Annotated in this window: 10 protein-coding genes and 1 pseudogene; 9 read left to right on the top strand and 2 right to left on the bottom strand. The window is 37.0% G+C overall.

Annotated elements, in window-relative coordinates; all coding sequences use genetic code 11:
* The coding region (locus H6F47_RS00625) for a condensation domain-containing protein (RefSeq protein ID WP_242027291.1) at positions 1-1,500 on the bottom strand (1,500 nt) is incomplete at its 3' end.
* Positions 1,501-2,683: 1,183 nt separating this feature from the next.
* On the opposite strand from H6F47_RS00625, the gene H6F47_RS00620 reads away from it, so the two are divergent.
* Positions 2,684-4,555: a patatin-like phospholipase family protein gene (locus H6F47_RS00620; RefSeq protein ID WP_190647280.1), complete on the top strand. Its 1,872-nt coding sequence runs from the start codon at positions 2,684-2,686 to the stop codon at positions 4,553-4,555.
* 151 nt (positions 4,556-4,706) lie between these two features.
* On the opposite strand, the gene H6F47_RS00615 is transcribed toward H6F47_RS00620, so the two are convergent.
* A complete protein-coding gene (locus H6F47_RS00615; protein ID WP_190647278.1) occupies positions 4,707-6,077 on the bottom strand; it encodes an AAA-like domain-containing protein in 1,371 nt (456 codons plus the stop codon).
* Between the two features lie 564 nt (positions 6,078-6,641).
* Here H6F47_RS00615 and H6F47_RS00610 point away from each other — a divergent pair.
* The 8 genes and pseudogenes from H6F47_RS00610 to H6F47_RS00580 all read left to right on the top strand — a co-directional run bounded on the left by H6F47_RS00610 (position 6,642) and on the right by H6F47_RS00580 (position 24,154).
* Entirely contained in the window at positions 6,642-9,089 is a 2,448-nt protein-coding gene (locus tag H6F47_RS00610) for a hypothetical protein (protein ID WP_190647277.1), read from the top strand.
* A gap of 317 nt (positions 9,090-9,406) precedes the next feature.
* On the top strand, positions 9,407-10,477 hold the full coding sequence (gene leuB / locus H6F47_RS00605; protein ID WP_137666036.1) for a 3-isopropylmalate dehydrogenase: 1,071 nt from the start codon (positions 9,407-9,409) through the stop codon (positions 10,475-10,477).
* Positions 10,478-10,658: 181 nt separating this feature from the next.
* Positions 10,659-10,808: pseudogene (locus H6F47_RS27650) on the top strand (3-isopropylmalate dehydratase); the annotation flags it as partial.
* A gap of 132 nt (positions 10,809-10,940) precedes the next feature.
* Positions 10,941-12,218: an aconitase/3-isopropylmalate dehydratase large subunit family protein gene (locus H6F47_RS00600; RefSeq protein ID WP_242027293.1), complete on the top strand. Its 1,278-nt coding sequence runs from the start codon at positions 10,941-10,943 to the stop codon at positions 12,216-12,218.
* 306 nt (positions 12,219-12,524) lie between these two features.
* On the top strand, positions 12,525-12,935 hold the full coding sequence (locus H6F47_RS00595) for a hypothetical protein (protein WP_347239049.1): 411 nt from the start codon (positions 12,525-12,527) through the stop codon (positions 12,933-12,935).
* A 285-nt stretch (positions 12,936-13,220) separates the two neighbouring features.
* Positions 13,221-13,643, top strand: a complete 423-nt coding sequence (locus H6F47_RS00590; protein ID WP_137666040.1) for a hypothetical protein — start codon at positions 13,221-13,223, stop codon at positions 13,641-13,643.
* Between the two features lie 448 nt (positions 13,644-14,091).
* Positions 14,092-20,766 carry a non-ribosomal peptide synthetase gene (locus H6F47_RS00585; RefSeq protein ID WP_190647271.1) on the top strand — a complete coding sequence of 2,225 codons (6,675 nt, stop codon included), beginning with the start codon at positions 14,092-14,094 and terminating at the stop codon, positions 20,764-20,766.
* Positions 20,767-20,887: 121 nt separating this feature from the next.
* A complete protein-coding gene (locus H6F47_RS00580; RefSeq protein WP_190647269.1) occupies positions 20,888-24,154 on the top strand; it encodes a non-ribosomal peptide synthetase in 3,267 nt (1,088 codons plus the stop codon).
* The last annotated feature ends 57 nt before the right edge of the window (positions 24,155-24,211 follow it).

The raw sequence follows: 24,211 nt of genomic DNA, 5'->3' as shown, positions 1-24,211 counted from the left end.
TTCGTTTTCAAACACTACTGCTATTGCATCTGGTGTTTTCTCTACCTGTTCTTCAAATAACTGATGGATACATTTATCAACAGGATATTCAACTTGAGTATCATTCCACTCTGTTAATAGCTGGTGTTTTTCTGACTCAGTTAGTAGTGGTAATTGGGCAATAGACTCCTGGGGATTGGCTACTATGGATTCCAGTAGGGTGATAAAATTTCCCGCCATCCGCTCAATCGTCCTACTATCAAATAAGTCGCTGTTGTATTGCCAGCAAGGTTCTAACACTCCATTAGCTTCCCTTACCATTAAATTCAAATCTAAGTCTGCACCTCTTTGTCCAAGCAAGTATGGCTGCATTTGCAGCACTTGTTCTTGACTATCTAATGATTGTTCTGTTAGTTCACACCAACGTTGTCGTTGCCAAGTAAAACTAACTTGAGAGAAAGGAGAAAGGCTCGGATTACTTTGTGGCTGGAGTTTTTGTGCTAACAAAGCAAAAGGGTAATCTTGATGATATTGGGCTTTTTTGACTGTCTTGCTAACTTGAGCCAGAAATTCTTGGAATGTGGCATTTTCCTGGACTGCAACTCTTAAAACTGTCAGGTTCGCAAAATAACCAGCAATTTCTTTGAAGCTTCTACCCGTCCTCCCTCTCATTGGGCTGGATATGAGGATATCTGTTTGGTTGGTGTATCGGTAAAGTTGGATGTAAAATGCTGTGAGTAGAATCTGATAAAGGCTGGTTTTAGATGCTACAGCTAGATGGTTGAGTTTTTCAATTAACTGTTCATCTAGCTTGACTATGTATGATGCTCCTTGATAAGTCTTTACTGGGGGGCGCGGTTTGTCTGGGAGTAAATTCAGAATTGGCAATTCTCCAGCTAATTGTTGTTGCCAGTATTGCCACAGTTTTTGTCCCTGAGAACTAGATAGCATTTCTGATTGCCAGTGAATGAAGTCTGCATAAGATTTTTTTCCACTGACAGCATCTACTGTTTCTGTCTGTTCTTGACTAATTCCCTGATTTTCCCTGACATATAAGGTTCTAAATTCACTCAGTAGTAAATCAAAAGTCCACATATCACCAGCAATGTGGTGCATTGTCAACATGATAATGTGTTCTTCTGCTGAACGACTAAATAAATTAACTCTCAATACTGAATCTTGTTCTAAGTTAAAAGGGCTGTCAGCAATGGCATAGATTTTCTTTGCTAATTGTTCTTCACTCCACTCGCTGGCATCTATTACCTCAACACTAAAATTCTCTTGTTGATTAACTTGCTGTACCGGTTTACCTTCATAATTGGTATATGTGGTTCTCAGAATCGGGTGCTTTTCAATAATTTTTTGCCATACACGATTCACAACGGCAATATTTAAATCAGTACGAATTTTTGCGGTAATAAATATATTATAAGCAACGCTCTCTGGGGCAATTTGGTGGATCAACCACATTGCTTCTTGACCCGATGAAAGTGGATACATATTTTTAATACTTGTTGTCATAGTTACACTCAAATACAAAATTTTGCTAACTGATTTTTTAATGATTTAGGACTTACGCCAGGAACAACTAAATATGAGGTATGGGTTTCAGGCTTTCTAACGTAATTTTTCGTTGATTTTTGGGCGAACTGCTTGCAACAGCGCTTCGCTATGGCTATTTGTATAAACTTCATCCCCAAAAGCTTGAAACAACCAAATATTTTTCATGTATATCATGGTTAATTTGCACAGTGCGTAAATCCTATGATTTTTGCTATTTAAGCAAATTCTTAATCCAAGGTTTTATTAAGACTGATACTAGTATAATAAATCTGTTTATTATACATTATCTTGTGTCCTAGCCTTAACGCCGATTATAAGGTAAAACATTCATTTATTCTAACTTAAAATTAATGGTTTTTAAATTGGTTGGTAAAATTTATACTTACTAAGCAAACAGATAATCTCAGGTTTAGCAGTCAACTGCAAGAGCATTTTAAACATTTAAGCAGACAGTTAAGACTGTTAACTAGAAAATCCCATTTGAATCATAAAATAATTTTAACTTTTCAGAAATAAATAATTAATTATTTTAATTGATTAATCTTAATTAGGACTTACGCCAGGAACAACTAAATATGAGGTATGGGTTTCGGGCGTTTTAACGTGATTTTTTGATTATTTTTGATTGAGCCATAGCGAATCGCTGCTGCAAGCAGTTCGCTATTGATCGGAAGTTAATCGCCAAAAGCCTGAAACAACGGATTTTCGTTCATGCACATTGCACATCATGGTGAATTTGTACAGTGCGTAAGTCCTATTAATTTATTTTCTCTACAGGGATTTACACCCACAATTTAGTCTATTTACACTCTCATTCAAAATGTTATACTATCAATTAGAATTAGAATAATTGCCGGAATAGCCAAATTTAATCATGTTTTAATATTTAGTTAAGACGTAGTTTGTTTAGTTAGTTATGCCAGAGATTCAAGATAGTAGCGTCAAAACGTGGGATTTGTATAATACTGTAAATTTATGTAAATAAATAGCCAGATCAGCCCTATCAGTATTTTAATAAAAAAATCATAGCAAGTTATATTCTCTGTACTCCTCATGTACTATTACTAATTCGAGAGAAAAAATCTGCTCAAATGTTAACTATTTACCATTTTTAACCTAAATAATTGGAGAGAAAAATTCCGTGGAAAACAAAGTAATTGAACAATGGGTTTTAACCTTTGATGGACAAGATGATTACATAGATTTTGGCAAAAATGATCCTGATCCAGTTTTGTCTGAGGGGATTTCAGGTTTTACAGTTTCAGGATGGATTAATCCCCATTCTCTTACCAAAGAAGCTACTACTTATGGAACAAGAAATGTATTTTTTGCCCGTTCTTCAGACAGATACAGTGATAATTTTGAAGTTGGTGTTGGTCCTACAGGAAATTTAGATATTTACATTGATGAAAAATTTAGCAAATTCATCAAAACTCTGGGTAATGGAGAATTAACCATTGGAGAATGGCACTTTTTCGCTATTGTTTTCAATCAAGGTGATATTACAGTATATCTTGATCATAATCAATACATAGAATATTTTACAGGTTCTACTTTAAATAAAGCCACAAGTCCGATCACTATGGGGGGAACTTTACACAATGATATATATTTTTCAGGACAATTAGCTCATATTAGTGTCTGGAATTGTGCTTGTAATCAGGAACAAATTAAAAACCTTCGTTCTGGGCTAATAGTTGGGGATGAAGAAGGATTAGTTGCTTATTGGAGATTAGATGAAGGGGAAGGAACAATTGTCAACAATCAAACTGCAAATATCTATCAGGGGAATTTGTTTGGCAATCCTAGTTGGGATTTAACACAAATTACATTTCTGGGAGAATCACCTGCGGAGGAAGAAACCAAAACTAACCAACCAGAAGCAACTTTTAATATCCAAACAGCACCTACATTATCTCAAGAACAATTAGCAGAAGATATCAATCAAACAGACCAGAAAAAATATAAAATACTTACCATTGATGGTGGTGGTATTCGTGGCATGATTCCTGCACTTTTATTAGCAGAAATTGAAAAACGCACACAAAAACCTATATTTAGTTTGTTTGATTTAATTGCTGGTACTTCCACTGGGGGAATTTTAGCACTGGGATTAACTAAACCCCGATTAAATACAGCAACTGCTGATAAATTAACCCAGGCTGAATACACTGCTGCGGACTTATCAGAACTATTTATTGAGTATGGAGTGGAAATATTTTATGAGCCATTATTTGAAAAAATACTTGGACCTTTAGAAGATATATTTTTACAGCCCAAATATGCTTCTACCAGCAGAGTAGAAATGCTCAAACAATATTTTGGTGATAGTCTGATAGAAAATAATTTAAAAGAAGTCTTTGTCACCAGTTATGATATTGAGCAACGCATCCCCATATTGTTTACTAACAAACGGGAAAAACAACAGATAGAATCTCAAAGATCTCGCAATTTATGTGCAGGATTTTCGCTTTTAGATGCAGCATTAGCCACCAGTGCTACTCCTACTTATTTTCCTCCCCATCGCATTACCACTGATCACAATAATAATGGTTTTTATACTTTAGTAGATGGGGGAGTTTTTGCGAATAATCCAGCCCAGTTAGCTATTGCCGAAGCAAAAATGAGTAGTAAACAAGAAGCAAATAGGGTTGTGGATACAAAAGATATCTTAATGGTTTCCTTGGGTACAGGTTCACTGACAAGTGTTTATCCTTATAATGAAGTCAAAAATTGGGGACTTTTGCAATGGGGAAGACCACTTTTAAATATTATGTTTGATGGTAGTAGTGAAGTTGTGGCTGGAGAATTAGAGCGTTTGTTTGCATCTAATAATCCAGAAACTACAAGTTCTTATTATCGGTTTCAAACATTTTTAGATACAGAACTAGAAGAAATAGATAAGACAACTTTACGCAATATTCGTGAGCTAAAAATAGCCGCCCAGCAGATGATTAATCAAAATAGTCAAAAAATAGATGAATTGTGTAGTTTGTTGTTAGAGGATGTCTGAGAAGTATCAGGTTTTATCCAGATTCCCCCAAAAAATTCATCAAAGTTCCCCTTTTTAAGGGGAATAAAGGAGGATTTACAAGTGTTTTATGCAACACAAAAAAGTTTTCAGACATCCTCTGAGAGTAAACTAACTGCTTATGCAATGGGGACTAACAAACAATAGATAGTTGCTTGGTAAAATAAGCGCGATAAAGTTGGCAACGGGGTAATACGCGATCGCCATCAAAGGTAATTAATCCTAAACTTTCCAATTTATAAGCATGGATAGGATCAATAACAATGCTTTCCTTAGTGGTAACAACTTCAGTATATGTCCTAATTAAACCAGGATTAGCTAACAGTTTGACCCAATGTTTCTGCAAGTGATAGCGATAAATTCCACCATTGGCGATCGCCTCTTTGATCAAATCTGGTAAACTCATAGCCCCAGAGTGAATATAATACAAAGTAAGTTGTGTCAGTGCTGGATGACCACCAATAAGAGATATCAATTGTGCCGACTCCTTACCAGCAGTCCACCTTAGTCTATATCGCCTAGCTAATTCTTCTACGTGTTCCTGAGTAAATTCATGTAAACGGACAGGTAGTCCAATATTAAACGGAGAGTGATTAATATCTAAACAAAAATACTGTTCTGTTGAATAAGCAACTACTAACCTCAAATTTTTCCATAAATTATTTTGTCGTGATTCTTCGTACCAACAACGCAACAAAGCAAAAAATTCCTGAGCAACTTGAGGATATTCAATAAATTGTTCAGCTTCACTTAATACTAAAACTAGAGGATTATTAATTTGCTTGAGAATATAATGTTGGAAGTAAAGACTACAGATTAACTTATAACCCAAATCTTCATCCCAATGCTCATTAAGATTGGGAGCTATACCCAGTTTGATAGCAATTTGGCTACAAAAAGAACGTAAAAACTTATTTAAATCAGTGAAACAATCAGCATCTATCTGGGAAAAACTTAAATTTACAGTGCGATATCCTTGTAAATCTGCGAAAGCCAAAATACGTAGTATCAAAGAAGTTTTACCCATCTGTCCAGGAGCGAGAATTCTAATCACACAACCTGGTTGAGTCACCTCTCGATATATTAATTCTTCTATCGGTGGACGCTCAATATATAGGGGAGAATCTAACGGTATTGGTCCATCAGGATATGACCATAAGGACGGAATTTCTGTTCGTAAACAGATACTCTCTGATAAACAATCTAGTATTTTTGTTTCATTATCTTCCTTGAGGAAGATGTAATCTTCCTCATTAAGTTCTAAATTAAAAGTGTTAAAGCATAATTTTAAAGTTTTTTGGTCCACACCTTTATTAGCTGACCATAAGCGGCTAAGAGTTTTAGCAGAAAGCTTGGTTTGGTATGATAAATCCTCTAAAGAGAGGCGTTGGCCTTGGTTTTCTGTAATTTCCCAAGATGATATAGCATCTTGTAAGCGTTGTAGTCCTTGAGGAGATAAAAGGACACCGCGTCTCCTTTTTGCTTTATTTTCTGTTAAAACCATAATCCAAAAAATTGACTAAGTTGGTTAAAGTTAAATTTTATAAGTTTAAAGTTTTTAACAATAGTAGGACTTACGCAAGATAAGACTAAAAACCGGATTTTTCCGTAGGGGTAATGCATGAATTACTCCTAAGTTCATTCTGTTTTGCGTAAGTCCTGTATAATAAAAAATTACTCCATAGATATTTGTAATATGAAATTACCATATTTCGGAAATGCTTGGGAAATTATTCCCCTGGAAACAGGGAATAGGTAATAGTTGGATCTATCTGTCATCCGCAAATTTTCTGATTTCTCAGCCTCTACCCCAAGTAAATATGTCTTAGCGCAAATCATAATCGTCCTACACATCTTAACGCATTTACTAAAATTAAAGCACATAGCAAAATGTCAGTTATGTAAGTCCTGTCTCAATCAAATCCTAATATTTCTATTTGATGATGAAAAGCGAGAAAATTATGAAAAATGCAAAACTCTCTATTCAGTAAATTCCACATCAATCATAACTGAACTATGGTAAAATACACTAATAGTCACTAGCTTTAATCTCCGTATACCTTAACTTATGTCTAATAGTCTTGATTTAGCAACCATTATCTTACCTGAAGATATCAAATTAAAACTAGAAGCTTTAGATGATGTAAAATTATTAACATCAAATTCAGAGACTTACATAGATTTTGATGATGATGTACAGATAGATTTAGATAAAATTTTTGACATTCATAGTCAAGTAAAATACATAAATGTGATCTTCGAGAGAATTATTACAGAAGTATTTGGTGGACATGAAATTATTATAATTAACCCAAAATGTAAAATATATAAAAATCCTCAAAACATAGAAATTTACGTACAGGGATTACTCAATAATCAAAATATAGAATTAGTTTTTAGCAAAAATACTACTTTAAAATATCAATTAAATGATGGATTTAGTTTTAGTAACCTAACAAATACAGTTCCGATCATCAGTAATTTAAATTTAGACAAAGCAGAGTTGATTATATCTAATGATGATCATAATTACCTTCATCAAGAACTAGGTAATATTAACTTAAGCAAAGGATTGAATTTTATTGGAGATATTGATTTACAAACCATTCCCAAAAATCTGAGTAAATTTATATACGAGTATTTAGAAATTAGTAATTTAGCAGGATTAATTAACATCAATTCCACAGGAAAAATATCTTTAACAGGTCATATTGCAGGACAAAGAAACTTATTTTCTCAACCACCATTGCAAGCAGATTTTAATAACTTACTACTCGAATTAAATATTGATTCTGATTTACAACCAAGATTTGGATTAACGGGAAATTTAACTCTTCAAGGTTATGATCCCAGTCAAGAAGATGAACCTAAACTATTTCTTGCAGGAAATCTCTCCCTCGAACCTGAATCTTTAACAGCATATTTTTGTCAGCAAGGTGAAAAAACCTGGCATAATCCCTATGGATTGAATGGAACAGAACTACGTAATCTCAGATTCCAAGGAGGAGGAACATATTTACCACCTTACTTTGATAACTTTGGTTTCATTGGTGATTTAAGATGGGAAGAAATAGACATAGAAGTAGCATTTCTGATAGATACTAATGATCCTCAAAGATTAGCATTAGTTTTAACTGTTAATCAACCCGTTAGTTTAATAGATTTGTGGCAAGGTCCAGTTACCTCTTTTATTGAAAAACAAGCAGGTTTTTCCACAGAATTAGTTAACAAAGCATTGTCCTTATTAGAAACCTTAGATAATTTGCAGATTGAATCAGTTGATGCAGATGCAGACGGAAAACGCAACCCATTGATTAAATATGTTCCCTTTCCGACAATCATTGCCGGTCAACCCATATCAGAAGGATTAGAAATTAATGGTAAAATCAACGCTTGGGGTCATGAAGCGATTTTACTTCTGGAAGGTAACATAAGTTTAAATAAAATTAGTGGTTCATTAAAAGTTTTTGAAATAGATTTAGGATTTGCCAAAATCACAGGAGCAGATGATAATAGTTTAGATTTAGCCTTAAAAGTTACACCCACAGAACAATATCTTCAGGGAGATGGTTATGTAGAATTACTTGGTAACCAAATTGCCAATGTAGAATTTAAAATTACTGCTACAAATGCGATCTTTAAAAACTTTGATTTAAATTTAGCTAATCTCATAAGTCTTGATGTTGATGATTTAATTATAGATATCAAAACTGGCTGCGGTAGTGGTTTTGGAAAAATTTCCCTCTTAGGTAATACCCTAGCAGGTATTAAGTTTGATATTAATCAAAACAGTATTAACATCAACCATCTGGAAATCAATTTACTTGGGTTTTTAAGTCTCAATATTCCCCTGTTAACAGTAAATTTAAATCAACAAATTGCCACAGGTGAAGCAGATATTACAGCCTTTAATCAAGCGTTAGGTAAGGGCAAATTATTATTTAACGTTCAAGATATTTTCATCAAAGATGTATTTCTGAATTTAGTGAATATTTTGCAATTGAATGTTCCCAAATTGAAAGTTGACTTAACCAAGAGAAAAGTTTCTGGTTTAGGGAATCTAACTATTTTAGGCAAAAAATTTACTGCATTAGGTATCATCTTGAATGAAAGAGGATTAAAAGCAAAAAATGATTTTGATTTCGGCATTTTAGCCTTCAATGGTGCTACAATTACCCTTGGTAAAGACAATCAAGGAAATATCAATAATTCAGCTAGTATTGTAGGTAATCTCAATTTTTTGGGTTCTAATATTGCCAACATTAACGCCAAAGTAAATAGTGAAAAATTAACTGCATCTGGTAGCTTTAATTTTGGGGATATTCTCATCCTCAAAGGAGTTAATAATCAGAAAAAAGCCACATTAATACTTAAAAAATCTCAGAATGGTCGTTATAATTCAGTGAGTATCATGGGCAGATTTTATTTGTTAAACCAAGAACTAACATCAGTGAAAATCAGTCAAAACAATGGTAAGATCAAGATTTTTGGAGTGTCTGTTAATGTCAAGAATTAATTAAAGGGGTTTGGAGCGTTCATAACCCTGCTATCACGCAAGCTCTCAAAAATCAAATGGGAGTTCCATATAAAATTATTTTATCATAATAGTATTAATTTTTGTAATTGATTATAAATAATCTTAACTGTCTTAACTGTCCTTGCATTCTCAGGAAAAGTCTGGGAAAAAAGAGGAGTGAATTAGTGTGAACCATTGTACACATATTTTTCTCAAATTTTATCAAACATGATGTTTCCAGTATTGTTATTGAGGAGGAGTTAAGCGTTGAAGATTTCAGCAGTGATCAATCCTCATCAACTAAAAAATCAGGGAAAATGAGGTCATTAAGCAATCAGTCTTATCGCATTGTTGCTATTCCTGGTGAAGGAATTGGTCTAGAGGTTGTAGAAGCTTCCTTAAAAGTTTTGCAGCAAGTAGCTAACCTAGAAAAATTTACCGTACAGGTAGATTATGGTTGGCTGGGTAAAACCGCCTTAGAAAAATTTGGTAGTTACTTTCCCCAAACTACGATAGAACTATGTAATGGATCTGATGGCATTGTCTTTGGTGCAGTTACCCAAGGTGGACTGCTAGAATTGCGAAAACATTATGACTTTTTTTGCAATCTACGTCCCATTACGATTGTTGATAGTTTGGTGCATAAATCTAGCTTACGTCCAGAGAAAATTAAAGGACTGGATATACTCGTCATTCGAGAATTAGTCAGTGGAATTTATTTTGGCTCTGCTGCACGTGGTTCAGATGAAAAAGGAGCTTATGGCTACCATACCATGCTCTATTACGATCATGAAATACGACGCATTGCTCGTCAAGCCTTGCAAAAAGCCCAACAACGCCGAGGAAAACTAACAGTAGCTCATAAAGAAAATGCCTTACCTAATTTGCCTTGGACTCGTTTAGTGCAAGAAGAAGCAACCGCATTTCCTGATGTTGTGGTCGAACCAATGTTAGTGGATAATTTAGCCATGCAAATGGTGATGAATCCCCAAAGATTTGATGTAATTTTAGCCAGTAATTTGTTTGGAGATATTCTTAGCGATATTGGCGGAGCATTAGTTGGTTCTCTAGGTTTATTAGGATCAGCTAGTCTCAATGCCGATGGATTTGGATTATATGAAGCAATTCACGGTACTGCACCAGATATAGCAGGTAAAGGAATTGCTAATCCTTTGGGAACTATTGGAGCTTGTGTTTTAATGCTAGAGCAGTGGGGGCAAAAAAAAGCTGCCCAGAAAATTGTAGCTGCACAAGATCGAGTTTTAGCTCAAGGATATCGGACGGCGGATTTATCTCCTCAAGGAGAAGAAATATTAGTCAATACCGAACAATTAATACAGCTTTTACTAGAAGAAATTTATAATTTACACAAGCTAGAACAAAATTGAGGAGTTGAGGTGCTGCATGAGTCCTATAAATAAAGAAGTAAATAACAAAGTTTTATATTTAGGGGATGATATTAATACAGATGATATTATTCCTGCCAATCGAGCCACAACTTATGATCCTGATATTTTAAAACAATATGCTTTAGAACATTTGATAGGAGTAGGAGAGTTATTAAAATATAATGTAATTGTCGCTGGAGAAAATTTTGGCTGTGGTTCTAGTCGAGAAATTGCCCCTGTTGCTTTGAAAGCTGCGGGAATTGAAAAAATTCAGGCAAAATCATTTGCAGAAATTTTTTATCGCAATAGTATCAATATTGGTTTAAATTTAGAAATTTTAGAGGAAACACAGGAAAATCCTGTAGTGGATGCGATCGCCCAAGTAGGTGGACTCATACCATTTAATCATCAACGTCGTCAGGGCAAAATTACCATTCCTCAAAGCGTAACTCCCCAAAGACCCATGACTTTAGTAGAAAAACTCCTTGCTAAAGCCTCTGGTAATGCTTACGTCCGTCCTGGAGAAGTGGTTTTTGCTCAAGTTGACTTAGCTTTATCCCATGATGCCGTAGCAGGACCAGTAGCCACAACATTTTATAAACACTACGGACAAGAAGCAAAATTGTGGGATGCTCAACGGGTAGTATTAGTAGCAGATCATTTTATCCAAGTTAATGACATTCGCAATGATCAAAAAGCCAATGTCATGTATCAGGAAATGGTAGACTTTGCCAAAGAGCAAGGATGTCATTTATTTGATATAGTTTCCCCCGGTGAAGCTGCTGGTATCTGTCACGTTTTACTACCAGAAAAAGGATTTGTCCGCCCAGGAATGATCATTGCTGGTACAGATTCCCATACTTGTACTTACGGAGCATTAGGAGCTTTTTCTACTGGTGTGGGGACTACAGACATGGCAAATATCTATGCTATGGGGGATATGTGGATTCGTGTTCCTCCCACATTGGTATTTGAGTTATCTGGAACTCTACCCCCCCATATCAGTGCTAAGGATATTATCTTGTTTATCCTGGGACAAATCGGCTGTGCTGGTGGTACAAGCAAGGTCATGGAATTTAGAGGGTCAATACTCGAACAAATGCCTTATGATGAACGCTTGACCCTTGCTAATATGGCCATTGAGTGTGGAGCAATCTGTGGCTTAATTGTTCCCGATGACACAACCCGCGACTATGTTAGAAGTCGCTCTGATCAAGAATTTGAAGAATTTGTTGGCGATGCCGATGCTGAATATGAAAAAGTGTATAAATTTGACCTCAGTAACCTAGAGCCGCAAGTAGCCCGTCCTCCCAAACCAGATCAAGTAGTACCTATTAGCCAGATAGAAGAAACCCCCATTACCAAAGCCTTTATTGGCTCTTGTACAGGAGGTAAATTATACGACTTAGCCCAAGCAGCCGAAGTTTTACAGAATCACCGAGTCGCGGATGGTGTAAACTTGTTTATTGTTCCTGCTTCCGTAGAAATTCGGGAAAAAGCAGAAGCATTAGGATATATGGACATTTTTACCCAAGCAGGTGCAAAGATTCTCAAATCAGGTTGTGGTGCTTGTATCAATTCGGGACTTGGAGTTTTAAACAAAGAAGAAACGGGGGTTTATGCAACCAATCGTAATTTTAAAGGACGCAGTGGCGATCCTACAGGCAAAAATTATTTAGCCTCACCCAGAACTGTGGCCATTTCCGCAGTCAAAGGCAAAATTAGTCATGTCCTTGATTAATTCTTGATTGAAAAAAAATCTGATGAAAACAGGACTTACGCAAAAGGGAACGAAAGTAGGGGTAATATCCTTCGGTAAGCAAGGTACATGAATTACCCCTAGGCAAGAATAAGGTTTTCAGTCACATCTTGCGTAAGTCCTAGAAAAATCAAATTTCTGAATCCAGATTTAATAAATTAAGGGGGTAAATTTTATCTAACTTAAAATTAGAACAAGTATCAAATCTGTTTGTGTGTCTACAATAACTCCAATTTCATAAAACTCAGAAAATTGAAAACAACAATATCAAAATGTTAGGTGATTACAGTGGATGAAATTGTGAAAAAACTTGCAGGTTTAGGTCTTCCGGGTATCATTATTTTAATTTTAGCAGTCGCATCAGCAGGTAGTAATGCTGCGATCGCAGCATTACTGACATCTGTAGGGGGACCTTTTGGTATAGTTGGCGGAATAGGGTTACTGGGTTTGGTAAAAGTTATAGGTGATCTGATTGCAGATTATGGAATTGAAGCTATTATCAAAGCCATTTATTCAGAACGTAGCAAAACCGAAACTTTGCGATCGCTACTCTACGAAATTCAAAATTTACCAATTTGCCAGGAGCTAAAACTAAAATTGCAAGATCATCTAAAATCAGAAAGTAAAAAATATTTACCATCTCTAAGAACTGTAAATACATCATCTGTAAAAATAGAAAACAATCATTCTTTTAATTAAAATAAAGGATTATATCATTAGATACCAAAATCATATTTTAGCTTTCAATTCATCAGCGAATTGTTGGCTGTGATCAAATTACTGATTTTTAGTGTTTACTGACCAATTATTGAATTGACGATTTGTATAGATTGAGGTTGAATAGGAAAGAGAATGTTAAAAACTATCTGGATTTACTCTCAAGAGACACTCTAGATAATTCAATCTCATGCCACCAAGCAAATTTTAACTAACAATTAACCAACAATTAACCAACAAGATTAAGGACTGTAGGTGATAAAAATGATGGACGAAATCGTAAGAAAACTAGCTGGTCTAGGTCTTCCTGGCATAATTCTTGTAGTTATGGCAATATCATACTCAGGTAGTAATGCTGCTATTGTAGCGGCGCTCACAGCAGTAGGGGGACCCTTTGGCATCCTGGGAGGTATAGGTTTACTGGGGTTAGTAGGAGCAGTAGGAGACCTGATAGGAGATTTTGGTTTTGAAGCTATTCTCAAAGCAGTTTATTCAGAAAGGACTAAAAACGAATCTATCAGGGCGCTCGTCAAAGAAATCAATGATTTACCCATTTCCGACGAGCTAAAAACCAAATTAACAACTCACGTAGAATCAGAAGCTAATACAGCGACAGAAGCAGAAGTAGTTGAAGAACCAAGAACCGTAGAAATTGTAGATGAGGATGAAGAAGTAGCAGTAGAAGCATAATTTAATCCTGAAATTTGGTGACATTCTTAAATAAATGCCACTAAATAAAGGTGTGTTTTAAATTTCTACCTTGGTAAAAAAATCGCACCAAAATTAGAGATAATATGAAAATGGCCTCTGAGTTAGATTACACCTTATTAATACCTCAAAGGCCATTTCTCTAAAAATCAAATCTAAGGGAGCATACCAAATGTGCAAGTTTATTTTATTTGATTGAACCGTAAAGAACGCAAAGTACACAAAGGTAAGAGGGTTTCAAAGAGTTGTTGGTGTAGCGGCGTTTATTTTTCCAAAGTTGGGATGCTCCCAAATCTAACAATAAAAAAAAGTCATGTTTTTGAGAAAATCTCAACATGATAGCCAATCATTAAGATAATAAAAATCATCAAAACAACAAATAATCATTTGTTATTCCCTGAATAAAACTATCAATTTATATACAAAGGTCATGGAAGAAATGGTGATTAACTCTAATAGTTCTCTTGAGAATTTGCCCGGTTTAACTGAGCAAGAAAAACAGCAAATATTGGTGGAATGGAATAATACTAGAGTAGATTATCCTCAACACTTGTGCATCCATGAATTATTTGTAGCACAAGTAGAAAAAACCCCAGATAATATCGCTGTTGTTTTTGATGGGCAAAAACTTACATATCAAGAGTTGAATCACCAAGCCAATAAAGTAGCTCATTATTTACAATCTTTAGGTGTAGGAACAGAAGTTTTAGTAGGGATTTCTGTGGAACGTTCCCTAGAAATGATCATTGGCTTACTGGGTATTCTCAAAGCAGGTGCAGTATATCTACCACTAGATCCCACCTATCCCAAAGAACGGATATCCTTCATGCTCTCAGATTCCCAAGTGCAAGTGCTGTTAACACAGCAAAAATTTGTGGAAAGCTTTGCGGAAAGTGGAGTAAAAACAGTTTGTTTAGATCAAGATTGGGAATTAATCGATCGCCAAAATTCGGAAAATCCTACCAGCAATGTCACAGCAGAAAATCTCGCTTATGTGATTTATACATCTGGTTCTACAGGCACACCAAAAGGAGTTGCTGTACCCCATAGGGCTGTAAATCGCTTAGTATGTAATACCAATTATGTACAGTTTACAACCACTGACCGCACTGCCCAAGCTTCCAATACTTCATTTGATGCAGCCACCTTTGAAATTTGGGGAACTCTATTACATGGAGCTACCTTAGTCGGTGTACCGCAAAACGTTCTCCTTTCACCCTTGGATTTTGCTGATTACATCAGTGAACAAAAAATTAACATCTTATTTTTAACCACTGCCTTATTTAATCAATTAGCTAACATTGTTCCCCAGGCATTTAAAGACCTGCGATACTTATTATTTGGGGGTGAAGCTGTAGATCCGAAAACAGTTAGAGCAGTTTTGAAAAATGGCGCACCCCAGAATTTATTGCACGTTTATGGACCGACTGAAAGTACAACATACTCCTGTTTTTATCCAGTAGAAGATGTACCAGAAGGCGCAACAACATTACCCATTGGTCGCCCCATATCTAATACACAAATATATATACTAAACGAGCAACTACAACCTGTTCCCGTAGGTACTCCAGGGGAAATCTATATTGGTGGTGATGGTTTAGCGCGAGGCTACTTGAACCGTCCAGAATTAACTGAAGAAAGATTTATTTCTCATCCGTTTCATAATCCAAAATCTAAAATCCAAAATCCAAAATTGTATAAAACTGGGGATTTGGCGCGTTATTTACCAGACGGTAATATTGAATTTGTGGGGCGAGTTGATAATCAAGTTAAGATTCGCGGTTTTCGGATTGAACTAGGAGAAGTTGAAGCAGCTTTAAGTCAACACCCAGATATAAAACAAGCAGTAGTAATTGTTCGGGAAGATGTTCCTGGTGATAAACGGTTAGTTGCTTATGTTGTATCCGATCAAAAATCCCCAGTCACCGCCACAACCTTAAAAAGCTTCCTCGAAGACAAGCTACCCGCTTACATGATTCCAGGCGCTTGGATGGTGCTGCACTCCTTACCCTTGACCCCCAATGGTAAAGTTGATCGTCGTATTCTCCCAGCCCCTGCTCGTACACGCCCCGATTTAGAAGCAGCTTTTGTTGCACCCCGTAACTCTGTTGAAGAACAGTTAGCGACTCTCTGGACTCAGTTATTAGGACTGGATGTAGTGGGAGTCAATGATAACTTTTTCTGTTTGGGTGGTCATTCCCTGATTGTGACGCAAATGATTTCTCGGGCGCGGGAAATTTTCTCAGTCAATATATCTTTTGCCCAAGTATTTGCCAACCCCACCATAGCTGCTGTAGCCGAACTCATTGCCCAAGGTGGTGAAGAAATCCAATGGGAACGCCCCACCATTCAACACATTGCCCATGAAGGACTTGTACCAGTTTCCTTTTCCCAAGAGCGGATTTACTTTGTCCATAAATTAGCACCAGAAAACAGTGCCTACCAATTCCAGGCCACAATGGACATTAGAGGCAAACTGGATTTTGAAGCTCTAAAACGTTCTCTAGATGAGATTGTCAGACGGCATGAAATCTTCCGTACAACTTATCAAGAGGTGAATGGTAGGCTGTATCAAGTAATTCACCCACATCCAGGAGCCGCTTTTAGAGTCGTTGATCTGCGGCACATTCCTGAACCTGAACGACAAATAGAAGCACAAAAGTTAGTAGAGGCAGAACTGCTCACACACTTAGACCTAACCCAACTACCTATAGTGCAATGGGCAGTATTTCAGTTGAGCGACCAGGATTATATATTGACCCATGTGGAGCATCACATGGCCCATGATGGCTGGTCATTTAACGTCTTTTTAAGTGAGTTGGTAGCACTGTATGAAGCTTTCTGGGCGGGTAAACCTTCCCCATTACCGGAATTAAGTTATCAGTTTGCTGACTTTGCCACCTGGCAGCGTGAATGGGCGAAAACTCCAGAAGCTCAAGCGCAGTTAGTGTATTGGCAACAACAGTTAGCAGGGATGCCTCCGTTGTTGGAATTACCTTACGATCGCCCACGTCCCAAAGAGCAAACCTATAATGGCGAACACGCGCGGAAGGAATTGCCCGTTGATTTGTGCGAATCCCTGAGAGCTTTCAGTCATCAGCAAGGTGCAACCTTATTTATGACGATGTTGGAGGCTTTCATCATCCAGTTGCACCGCTACATTGGCCAAGATGATATTTTTATCGGTTCTGCGGTTGCCAATCGTCGGATGCACCAGATCGAGAATATCATGGGTATGGTTGTCAATAACTTGGTTTTACGTACCGACGTTTCCGGAAATCCCACAGTGCGGGAATTACTTGATCGGGTGCGCCAAATGACAATGGAAGCTTACGCTAACGAAGATGTCCCCTTTGATAAAGTGGTAGAAGCGGTCAAACCAGTTCGCAACTTGAGCCATAATCCGCTGTTTCAGGTGATGTTTAGTTTCCATAACTCTGCCAAGCCTTATTTGAAATTCCCAGGCTTTGACTTCATCCTGCATGAACCTGCTAGTAACAAATCTGCCAAGTTTGATCTTGATTTCTTAGTTATCCCCCGGTTTGAACAAAGTGTACAGTACGGTGCAAAAACGGGAGCAAAAGGGATTACTCTGGATTTGGAATATAACAGCGACTTGTTTGATGCTGAAAGCATGGCAGCGATGCTAGAGCAATATGAACAGGTGTTAATTGAGATGGTAGCGAACCCAGATCAACAAATTGGACAAATACCTCTAATTACCGCATCACAACAAAAACGATTAGGGGAATGGAATCAAACAAACCGGGAAACTACACAGAGTCAGTGTATCCATAAGTTATTTGAACTGCAAGTAGAATTAACACCGGATGCCGTAGCTGTAGAACAGGATGGTAAAAAATTAACTTACCGAGAATTGAGCGATCGCGCTAACAAAATCGCCCACTATCTGCAAAGTTTAGGAGTTAAACCAGAAACCTTGGTAGGTATTTGTGTTGATCGTTCCCTAGAAATGATTGCTGGTTTATTGGGTATTCTCAAAGCTGGTGGTGCTTACGTTCCCATTGATCCTGCTTATCCCCAAGAACGCATAGCGGAGATTATCACAGATACCCAACTCGGTATTTTACTTACACAAAATAGATATTTCGGTGAGGGAAGTCGAACCGTCCAGGAAAAACTGGCAGGTTATAGCGGACAAACCATTTATTTAGATACAGATTGGGCGAAAATCGCTACCCAAAGTACAGCTAACCCAGTTAGTGATGTTCAGCTAAATAACCTGGCTTATATTATCTATACCTCCGGTTCTACGGGTAAACCCAAGGGGGTAATGATTGAACATCGTTCAATGTTGAACTTTATCACCACTGCCATTGATGAGTATGGTATCAATGCTCAAGATAAGGTTCTACAATTTGCCTCTGTTTGCTTCGATACATCCATAGAAGAAATCTTCCCCTGTCTTGCTGTTGGTGCAACCTTAGTGTTACGCACTGAAGAAATGCTCAACTCCAGCGATGATTTTTGGCGGTGTTGTCAAAAATGGCAGTTAACAGTTTTGGACTTACCCACAGCATACTGGCATCAATTAGTAACAGAACTGCAACCCCAAAACTCACCCATTCCTGGAAGTTTGAGAACTGTAATTATTGGTGGTGAAGAAGTACAACTAGAAAAAGTGCAACATTGGCATAATTGCACAGCGCACACTTCGACTTCGCTCAGTGACCATCTTTCCCCAGCACCCCAATTATTTAACAGCTACGGACCCACAGAAGCAACGGTAGTAACTACCTTAGAACGCCTCACCCCGGAAAATCGGTTCGACTTCGCTCACCGCACGACTTCTGTGAGCATTGGTAAACCCATTAGTAATGCCCAAGTTTACGTTTTAGATCAATATCAGCAACCTGTACCTATAGGAGTTCCAGGAGAATTACACATTGGGGGAGCAGGACTAGCTAGGGGATATTGGCAACGTCCTGAACTCACAGCAGAGAAATTTATTGAGAAGGCAGGAAGCAGGGGGCAGGAGGCAGAAGGGAATAACAGATTATATAAAACTGGGGATTTAGTCAGATTTAGAAGAGATGGCAATTTAGAATACCTGGGACGAGTTGATAATCAGGTAAAAATTCGCGGTTTCCGCATTGAGTTGGGAGAAATTGAGACAGTATTAAGACAACATCCCCAAGTATCCCAAGCGGTTGTTATTGCCCATCAAGAAATTACTGGACAAAAGCGATTGGTGGCTTATTTCGTACCCCAAGCACCACAACCAACAATTGACGAACTGCGCCAGTTTCTTAAACAGAAATTACCGAATTACATGATCCCGGCGGCGTTCATGGTGTTAGATAGCATACCCATGACCTCTAACCAAAAGGTAGATTATCGGGCTTTACCAACACCGGATTTTTCTCGCAGTGATGAAGATAAATTTGCAGCACCACGCACATTAATAGAAGAGAAATTAGTGGCGATTTGGTCAGAAGTGCTGAGAATAGAAAACGTTGGCATTCACGATAATTATTTTGAATTGGGTGGAGATTCAATTCTCAGTATTCAGCTAGTTTCTAAAGCGAATCAGGCGGGTATTCAAATTGCCGCTAAACAGTTATTTAGGTATCAAACCATTGCGGAGTTAGCGACTGTAGCGGGTATGACTCGCCAAATCAACGCCGAACAAGGTTTAGTAACTGGTAAAGTTGGGTTAACACCGATTCAAAAATGGTTTTTTGAGCAGAAATTACCAGAAATCAATTACTTTAACCAGTCAGCCTTGTTAGAAGTTCCTGCTGATTTGCAACCTGAATTATTGCAGGAAGTGGTACAAAAACTTTTGGTACATCATGATGCTTTGCGAACTGCTTACAGCAGCGCTTCGCTATCGCAATTTGTCCAGGAAAGCGAAAACTGGCAACAAATCCAAACCGATGTCAAAGAAACAGTACCATTAAGTATCTTTGATTTATCGCACCTGTCAGCAGCAGAACAGGAAACAGCGATGAAAGCTAAGGATGCAGAACTGCAAGCTAGTTTGGATTTAGCGAAGGGAGAAATTGCCAAAGTTGCATTATTTCAATTAGGCAAGGATCGCCCCAGTTGTTTACTTTTCGTCATTCATCACTTAGCTGTTGATGGTGTGTCTTGGAGGATTTTATTGGAAGATTTAGCCACAGCTTACCAACAAATGAGCCGGGGTCAGATGATAAAATTACCAGAGAAAACAACATCTTGGAAATATTGGAGCGATCGCTTAACAGAATACGCTCAAAACGAAGCTGTGAAAGAGTTAGATTACTGGGTAAATCAATCTAATATTTCCACCAAACCTTTACCAATAGACTATGCTGCATCTGAAGAAAATAATACTCTAGCCTCAACTGCATCTGTGTCATTGGCCTTAAATGAAGAACAAACCCGCGCCCTATTACAAGATGTACCTGCTGCTTACAATACCCAAATTAATGATGTTTTATTAACAGCTTTAGTACAGAGTTTTGCCAATTGGACAGGAGAAAATTCTTTACTAATTGATTTAGAAGGACATGGAAGGGAAGACTTATTTGAAGATGTAGACCTTTCTAGAACTGTAGGTTGGTTTACCACATTATTTCCTGTGGGTTTAGCAATCACAGAAAATCAACCAGGGGAAGCATTAAAATCAGTCAAAGAACAACTGAGAAGCATTCCCAACCGGGGGATAGGTTATGGTGTATTGCGATATTTAAACACAGACACCAGCATCCGCGAAAAATTAGCTTCCCTCCCATCAGCGCAAGTTAGTTTTAACTACCTTGGACAATTTGATCAAGTTCTGAAAGCATCATCAGTTTTAGGTGAAGCTAAAGAATTTAAATCAGAACAAAGTGGATTAAATCGTCGTAGTCACCTATTAGGAATTAGCGGTTTTATTCGGGCTGGAAAACTAGAAATGACTTGGGCATATAGTGATAAAATTCACAAGCGGGAGACTATTGAAAGGTTAGCTTCAGGATTCATGGAAGCATTAACAAACCTCATACATCACTGTCAATCAAAAGACGAGCAAAGCTATACCCCATCTGACTTTTCAGCAGCTAAACTCAATCAAAAACAGCTAGATAAATTCCTAGCCAAACTCAACAAGAAGAAATAAATAGGTAATGGGTAATGGGTAATTGGTAATTGGTTAATTCTTTCCAAGTCCCCAGTCCCCAGCGATGCACTGAGCTTGTCGAAGTGTCCCCAGTCCCCAATCACCAACTCAGAGGAAATGTATGCAAAGTATCGAAGACCTTTATGAACTTTCACCCATGCAACAAGGGATGTTGTTTCATACCCTTTATGCACCAGAATCAGAAGTTTATTTTGAGCAGTTACTTTGTATACTTTCTGGGGAATTGAATTTTGCTGCATTCCAAAAAGCTTGGGAACAGGTTGTAGCCAGACATTCAATATTACGCAGTTCTTTCTTTTGGGAAGAAATAGAAAAACCCTTGCAAATGGTGAGTAAGCAAGTGGATCTTCCCTGGGAAAAATTAGATTGGCGACATTTAACAACTGATGAACAACAAGAGAAGTTAGAGGAGTTTCTCAAGAGCGATCGCCATAAGGGATTTGACCTCAATCAAGCTCCTTTAATGCGGTTTACCATCATTCAATTAACTGAGAACACCTATCAATTTATTTGGAGTCATCACCATATATTATTTGATGGTTGGTCAATGCAAATTATCATCAAAGAAGTTTTAGCTTTTTATGAAGCAAATCAACGGGGTGAATATTTAAGATTGTCACCAGTTCGACCTTATAAAGAATATATTGAATGGTTACAACAACAGGATCTTGAAAAAGCTAAACAATTTTGGCAACAAACATTAACAGGTTTTGAAACACCTACCTTAATAGGGAACAGGGAACTCTTAACAGGGAACAGAAGCAAAGGAATATATCAAGAAAAACGTTTTCAATTATCTCAAACGGTAACTGAAAAATTGCAAAATGCAGCACGACAACATCATTTAACATTAAATAATTTAGTACAGGGAGCATGGGGTTTATTAATTTCCTGCTATAGTTCGACTTCGCTCACTATAAACAGTGGCGAAAAAGATGTAGTTTTTGGAGCAACTGTATCCGGTCGTCAACCTGTAATAGACAACATAGAATCAATGGTGGGATTATTAATTAACACCATTCCCACCCGTGTAAAAATTGATCATCAAAAACAAATATTATCTTGGCTGCAAGAATTACAAACTCAAGCAATAGAACAAGAACAATATAGTTATTTTTCCCTAGCAGAAATTCAAAAAGTAAGTGATATTCTCCCAAGGATGCCATTATTTGAAAGTCTGTTAGTCTTTGAAAATTATCCCGTAGATTCCAGTAAACAAGACAAGGAAGAAACCTTAGATATTAGTCATCTGAGTTGTTTTGAAAGAACAAACTACCCATTAACAATAGTCATTAACCCTGGTTCACATTTAGGAGGTAGATTTGTTTATGATACTAGATCCTTTGATGAAACAACATTAGTCCGCATGATTGGACATTTCCAAACATTGCTAACAAGGTTTGCAGAAAACTTACAACAAAATATTTCACAAATATCTTTACTCAGTGCAGCAGAAGAACAAGAATTAATAATTTTAGAAAATCATCTAGAGAATCATCAAAATCAAGAAAATATTAATTATCAATGTGTTCATGTTTTATTTGAAGAACAGGTTGAAAAAACACCTGATAATATTGCAGTTGTTTATAAACAAGAAAATTTAACTTATCGAGAATTAAATAACCGTGCTAATCAATTAGCCCATCATTTAAAATCATTAGGAGTTAAACCAGAAACTAGGGTAGGAATTTGTGTTGAACGTTCCCCAGAAATGGTAATCGGAATACTCGCCATTCTCAAAGCTGGAGGTGCTTATGTACCATTAGATCCAGCTTATCCTATAGAAAGATTAGCTTTAATGCTGGAAGATGTACAAACACCCATCTTACTAACACAAACTCATCTACAAAATAGACTCCCACGAAATCAGCAAACAGTGGTGAATCTTGATACAGATGGGGAAATTATCGCCCAATATTCAGCAGACAATTTACCCTGTGAAGTCACTCCAGACAATTTAGCTTATATCATTTATACATCAGGTTCAACAGGAACACCAAAAGGAACAGAAGTTCCCCATCGTAGCTTTATCGGTTTTATGTTTGGTGTTGATTATATTCACCTTGATGAAAACCAGATTTGGCTACAACATTCATCTGTTTCTTGGGATGGACTCACCCTAGAAATGTGGCCACCATTGCTTTATGGTGGACGTTGTGTACTTTATCCAGAAAAAATTCCTACAGCAGAAAAATTAACCCAAATTATTCAAGAACAAAAAGTTAACACTCTTTGGTTAACTTCCGCTTTATTCAATATGATGATTGATACAATGCCACAAGGTTTATTAGGCATTAAACAACTGCTTATTGGTGGAGAATCTTTGTCTATAAATCATGTGCGTCTTGCTTTAGAACTATTACCAGAAACTAAAATCATCAACGGTTATGGTCCTTCAGAATGTACAGTATTTACCTGTTGTTATCCCATTCCTGAAAAACTAACTGAAAATTTCAAATCTATTCCCATTGGTAAACCCATTGGAGACAGAACAGTTTATATATTAGATACTCATTTACATAGAGTTCCTATTGGTGTTCCGGGTGAACTATATATAGGTGGTGCGAGTGTTGCTAGAGGTTACTTAAATCAACCCAAATTAACCAGAGAAAGATTTATTTCTAATCCTTTTATTGCAGGAGATACCCTTTACAAAACAGGGGATTTAGTCCGGCGTTTACCTGATGGGAATATAGAATTTATTGGACGAATTGATACACAGGTAAAACTGCGTGGTTTTAGAATTGAATTAGCAGAAATTGAAGCAGTTTTAAATCAACATCCTGACATTCAACAAGTTGTAGTAATGGCGCGGGAAGATGAACCAGGTAAGAAATTATTAGTAGCTTATTTGGTAGCACAGGATAATGTACCAACTCCCAGCAGTTTGAGAAACTTTCTCAAATCAAAACTGCCAGATTACATGATTCCTGCTGCTTTCGTAATTTTAGAGAATTTACCCTTAACTCCTAATGGTAAAATCAATCGTCGTGCTTTGCCAGTTCCTGATACTTCTCAAAGAAATCTAGAAGTTGATTTTGTTCCACCTAGCACTGATACAGAACAAGAATTAGCAGATATTTGGCAGGAAGTTCTGAAATTAAAACAAGTAGGAATTCATGATAACTTCTTTGAATTAGGAGGACATTCCTTACTAGCTACTCAAGCAATTTCTCGTTTAAGAGAAGTCTTTTCTCTTGACTTTCCTTTGCGTTACTTATTTGAAAATCCTACCATTGCGGAACTTGCCCAAAAAGTTACTGAACAACAAATTGAGCAAGCAGAAAATGATGAACTAGCCAGGATTTTAGCAGAAGTAGATCAATTATCAGAAGAGGAGGTGACACAACAACTACTTATAGATTAATAGAAAAATAACCTTCTAAATATTCATCTTTTGTCTACTCTCTCCGTGTCCTTTGCT

The sequence above is a fragment of the Sphaerospermopsis sp. FACHB-1094 genome, from assembly GCF_014696195.1.
Classification (GTDB): Bacteria; Cyanobacteriota; Cyanobacteriia; order Cyanobacteriales; family Nostocaceae; genus Sphaerospermopsis; species Sphaerospermopsis kisseleviana.
This window is presented reverse-complemented; position numbering and strand designations above follow the sequence as displayed.

Bases quoted from the DNA above. Each gene is read 5' to 3' on its own strand.
- H6F47_RS00615 (WP_190647278.1), bottom strand. From the start codon at position 6,077: ATGGTTTTAACAGAAAATAAAGCAAAAAGGAGACGCGGTGTCCTTTTA.
- H6F47_RS00585 (WP_190647271.1), top strand. From the start codon at position 14,092: ATGGAAGAAATGGTGATTAACTCTAATAGTTCTCTTGAGAATTTGCCC.
- H6F47_RS00600 (WP_242027293.1), top strand. From the start codon at position 10,941: ATGACTTTAGTAGAAAAACTCCTTGCTAAAGCCTCTGGTAATGCTTAC.
- H6F47_RS00580 (WP_190647269.1), top strand. From the start codon at position 20,888: ATGCAAAGTATCGAAGACCTTTATGAACTTTCACCCATGCAACAAGGG.
- leuB (WP_137666036.1), top strand. From the start codon at position 9,407: ATGAGGTCATTAAGCAATCAGTCTTATCGCATTGTTGCTATTCCTGGT.
- H6F47_RS00590 (WP_137666040.1), top strand. From the start codon at position 13,221: ATGGACGAAATCGTAAGAAAACTAGCTGGTCTAGGTCTTCCTGGCATA.
- H6F47_RS00610 (WP_190647277.1), top strand. From the start codon at position 6,642: ATGTCTAATAGTCTTGATTTAGCAACCATTATCTTACCTGAAGATATC.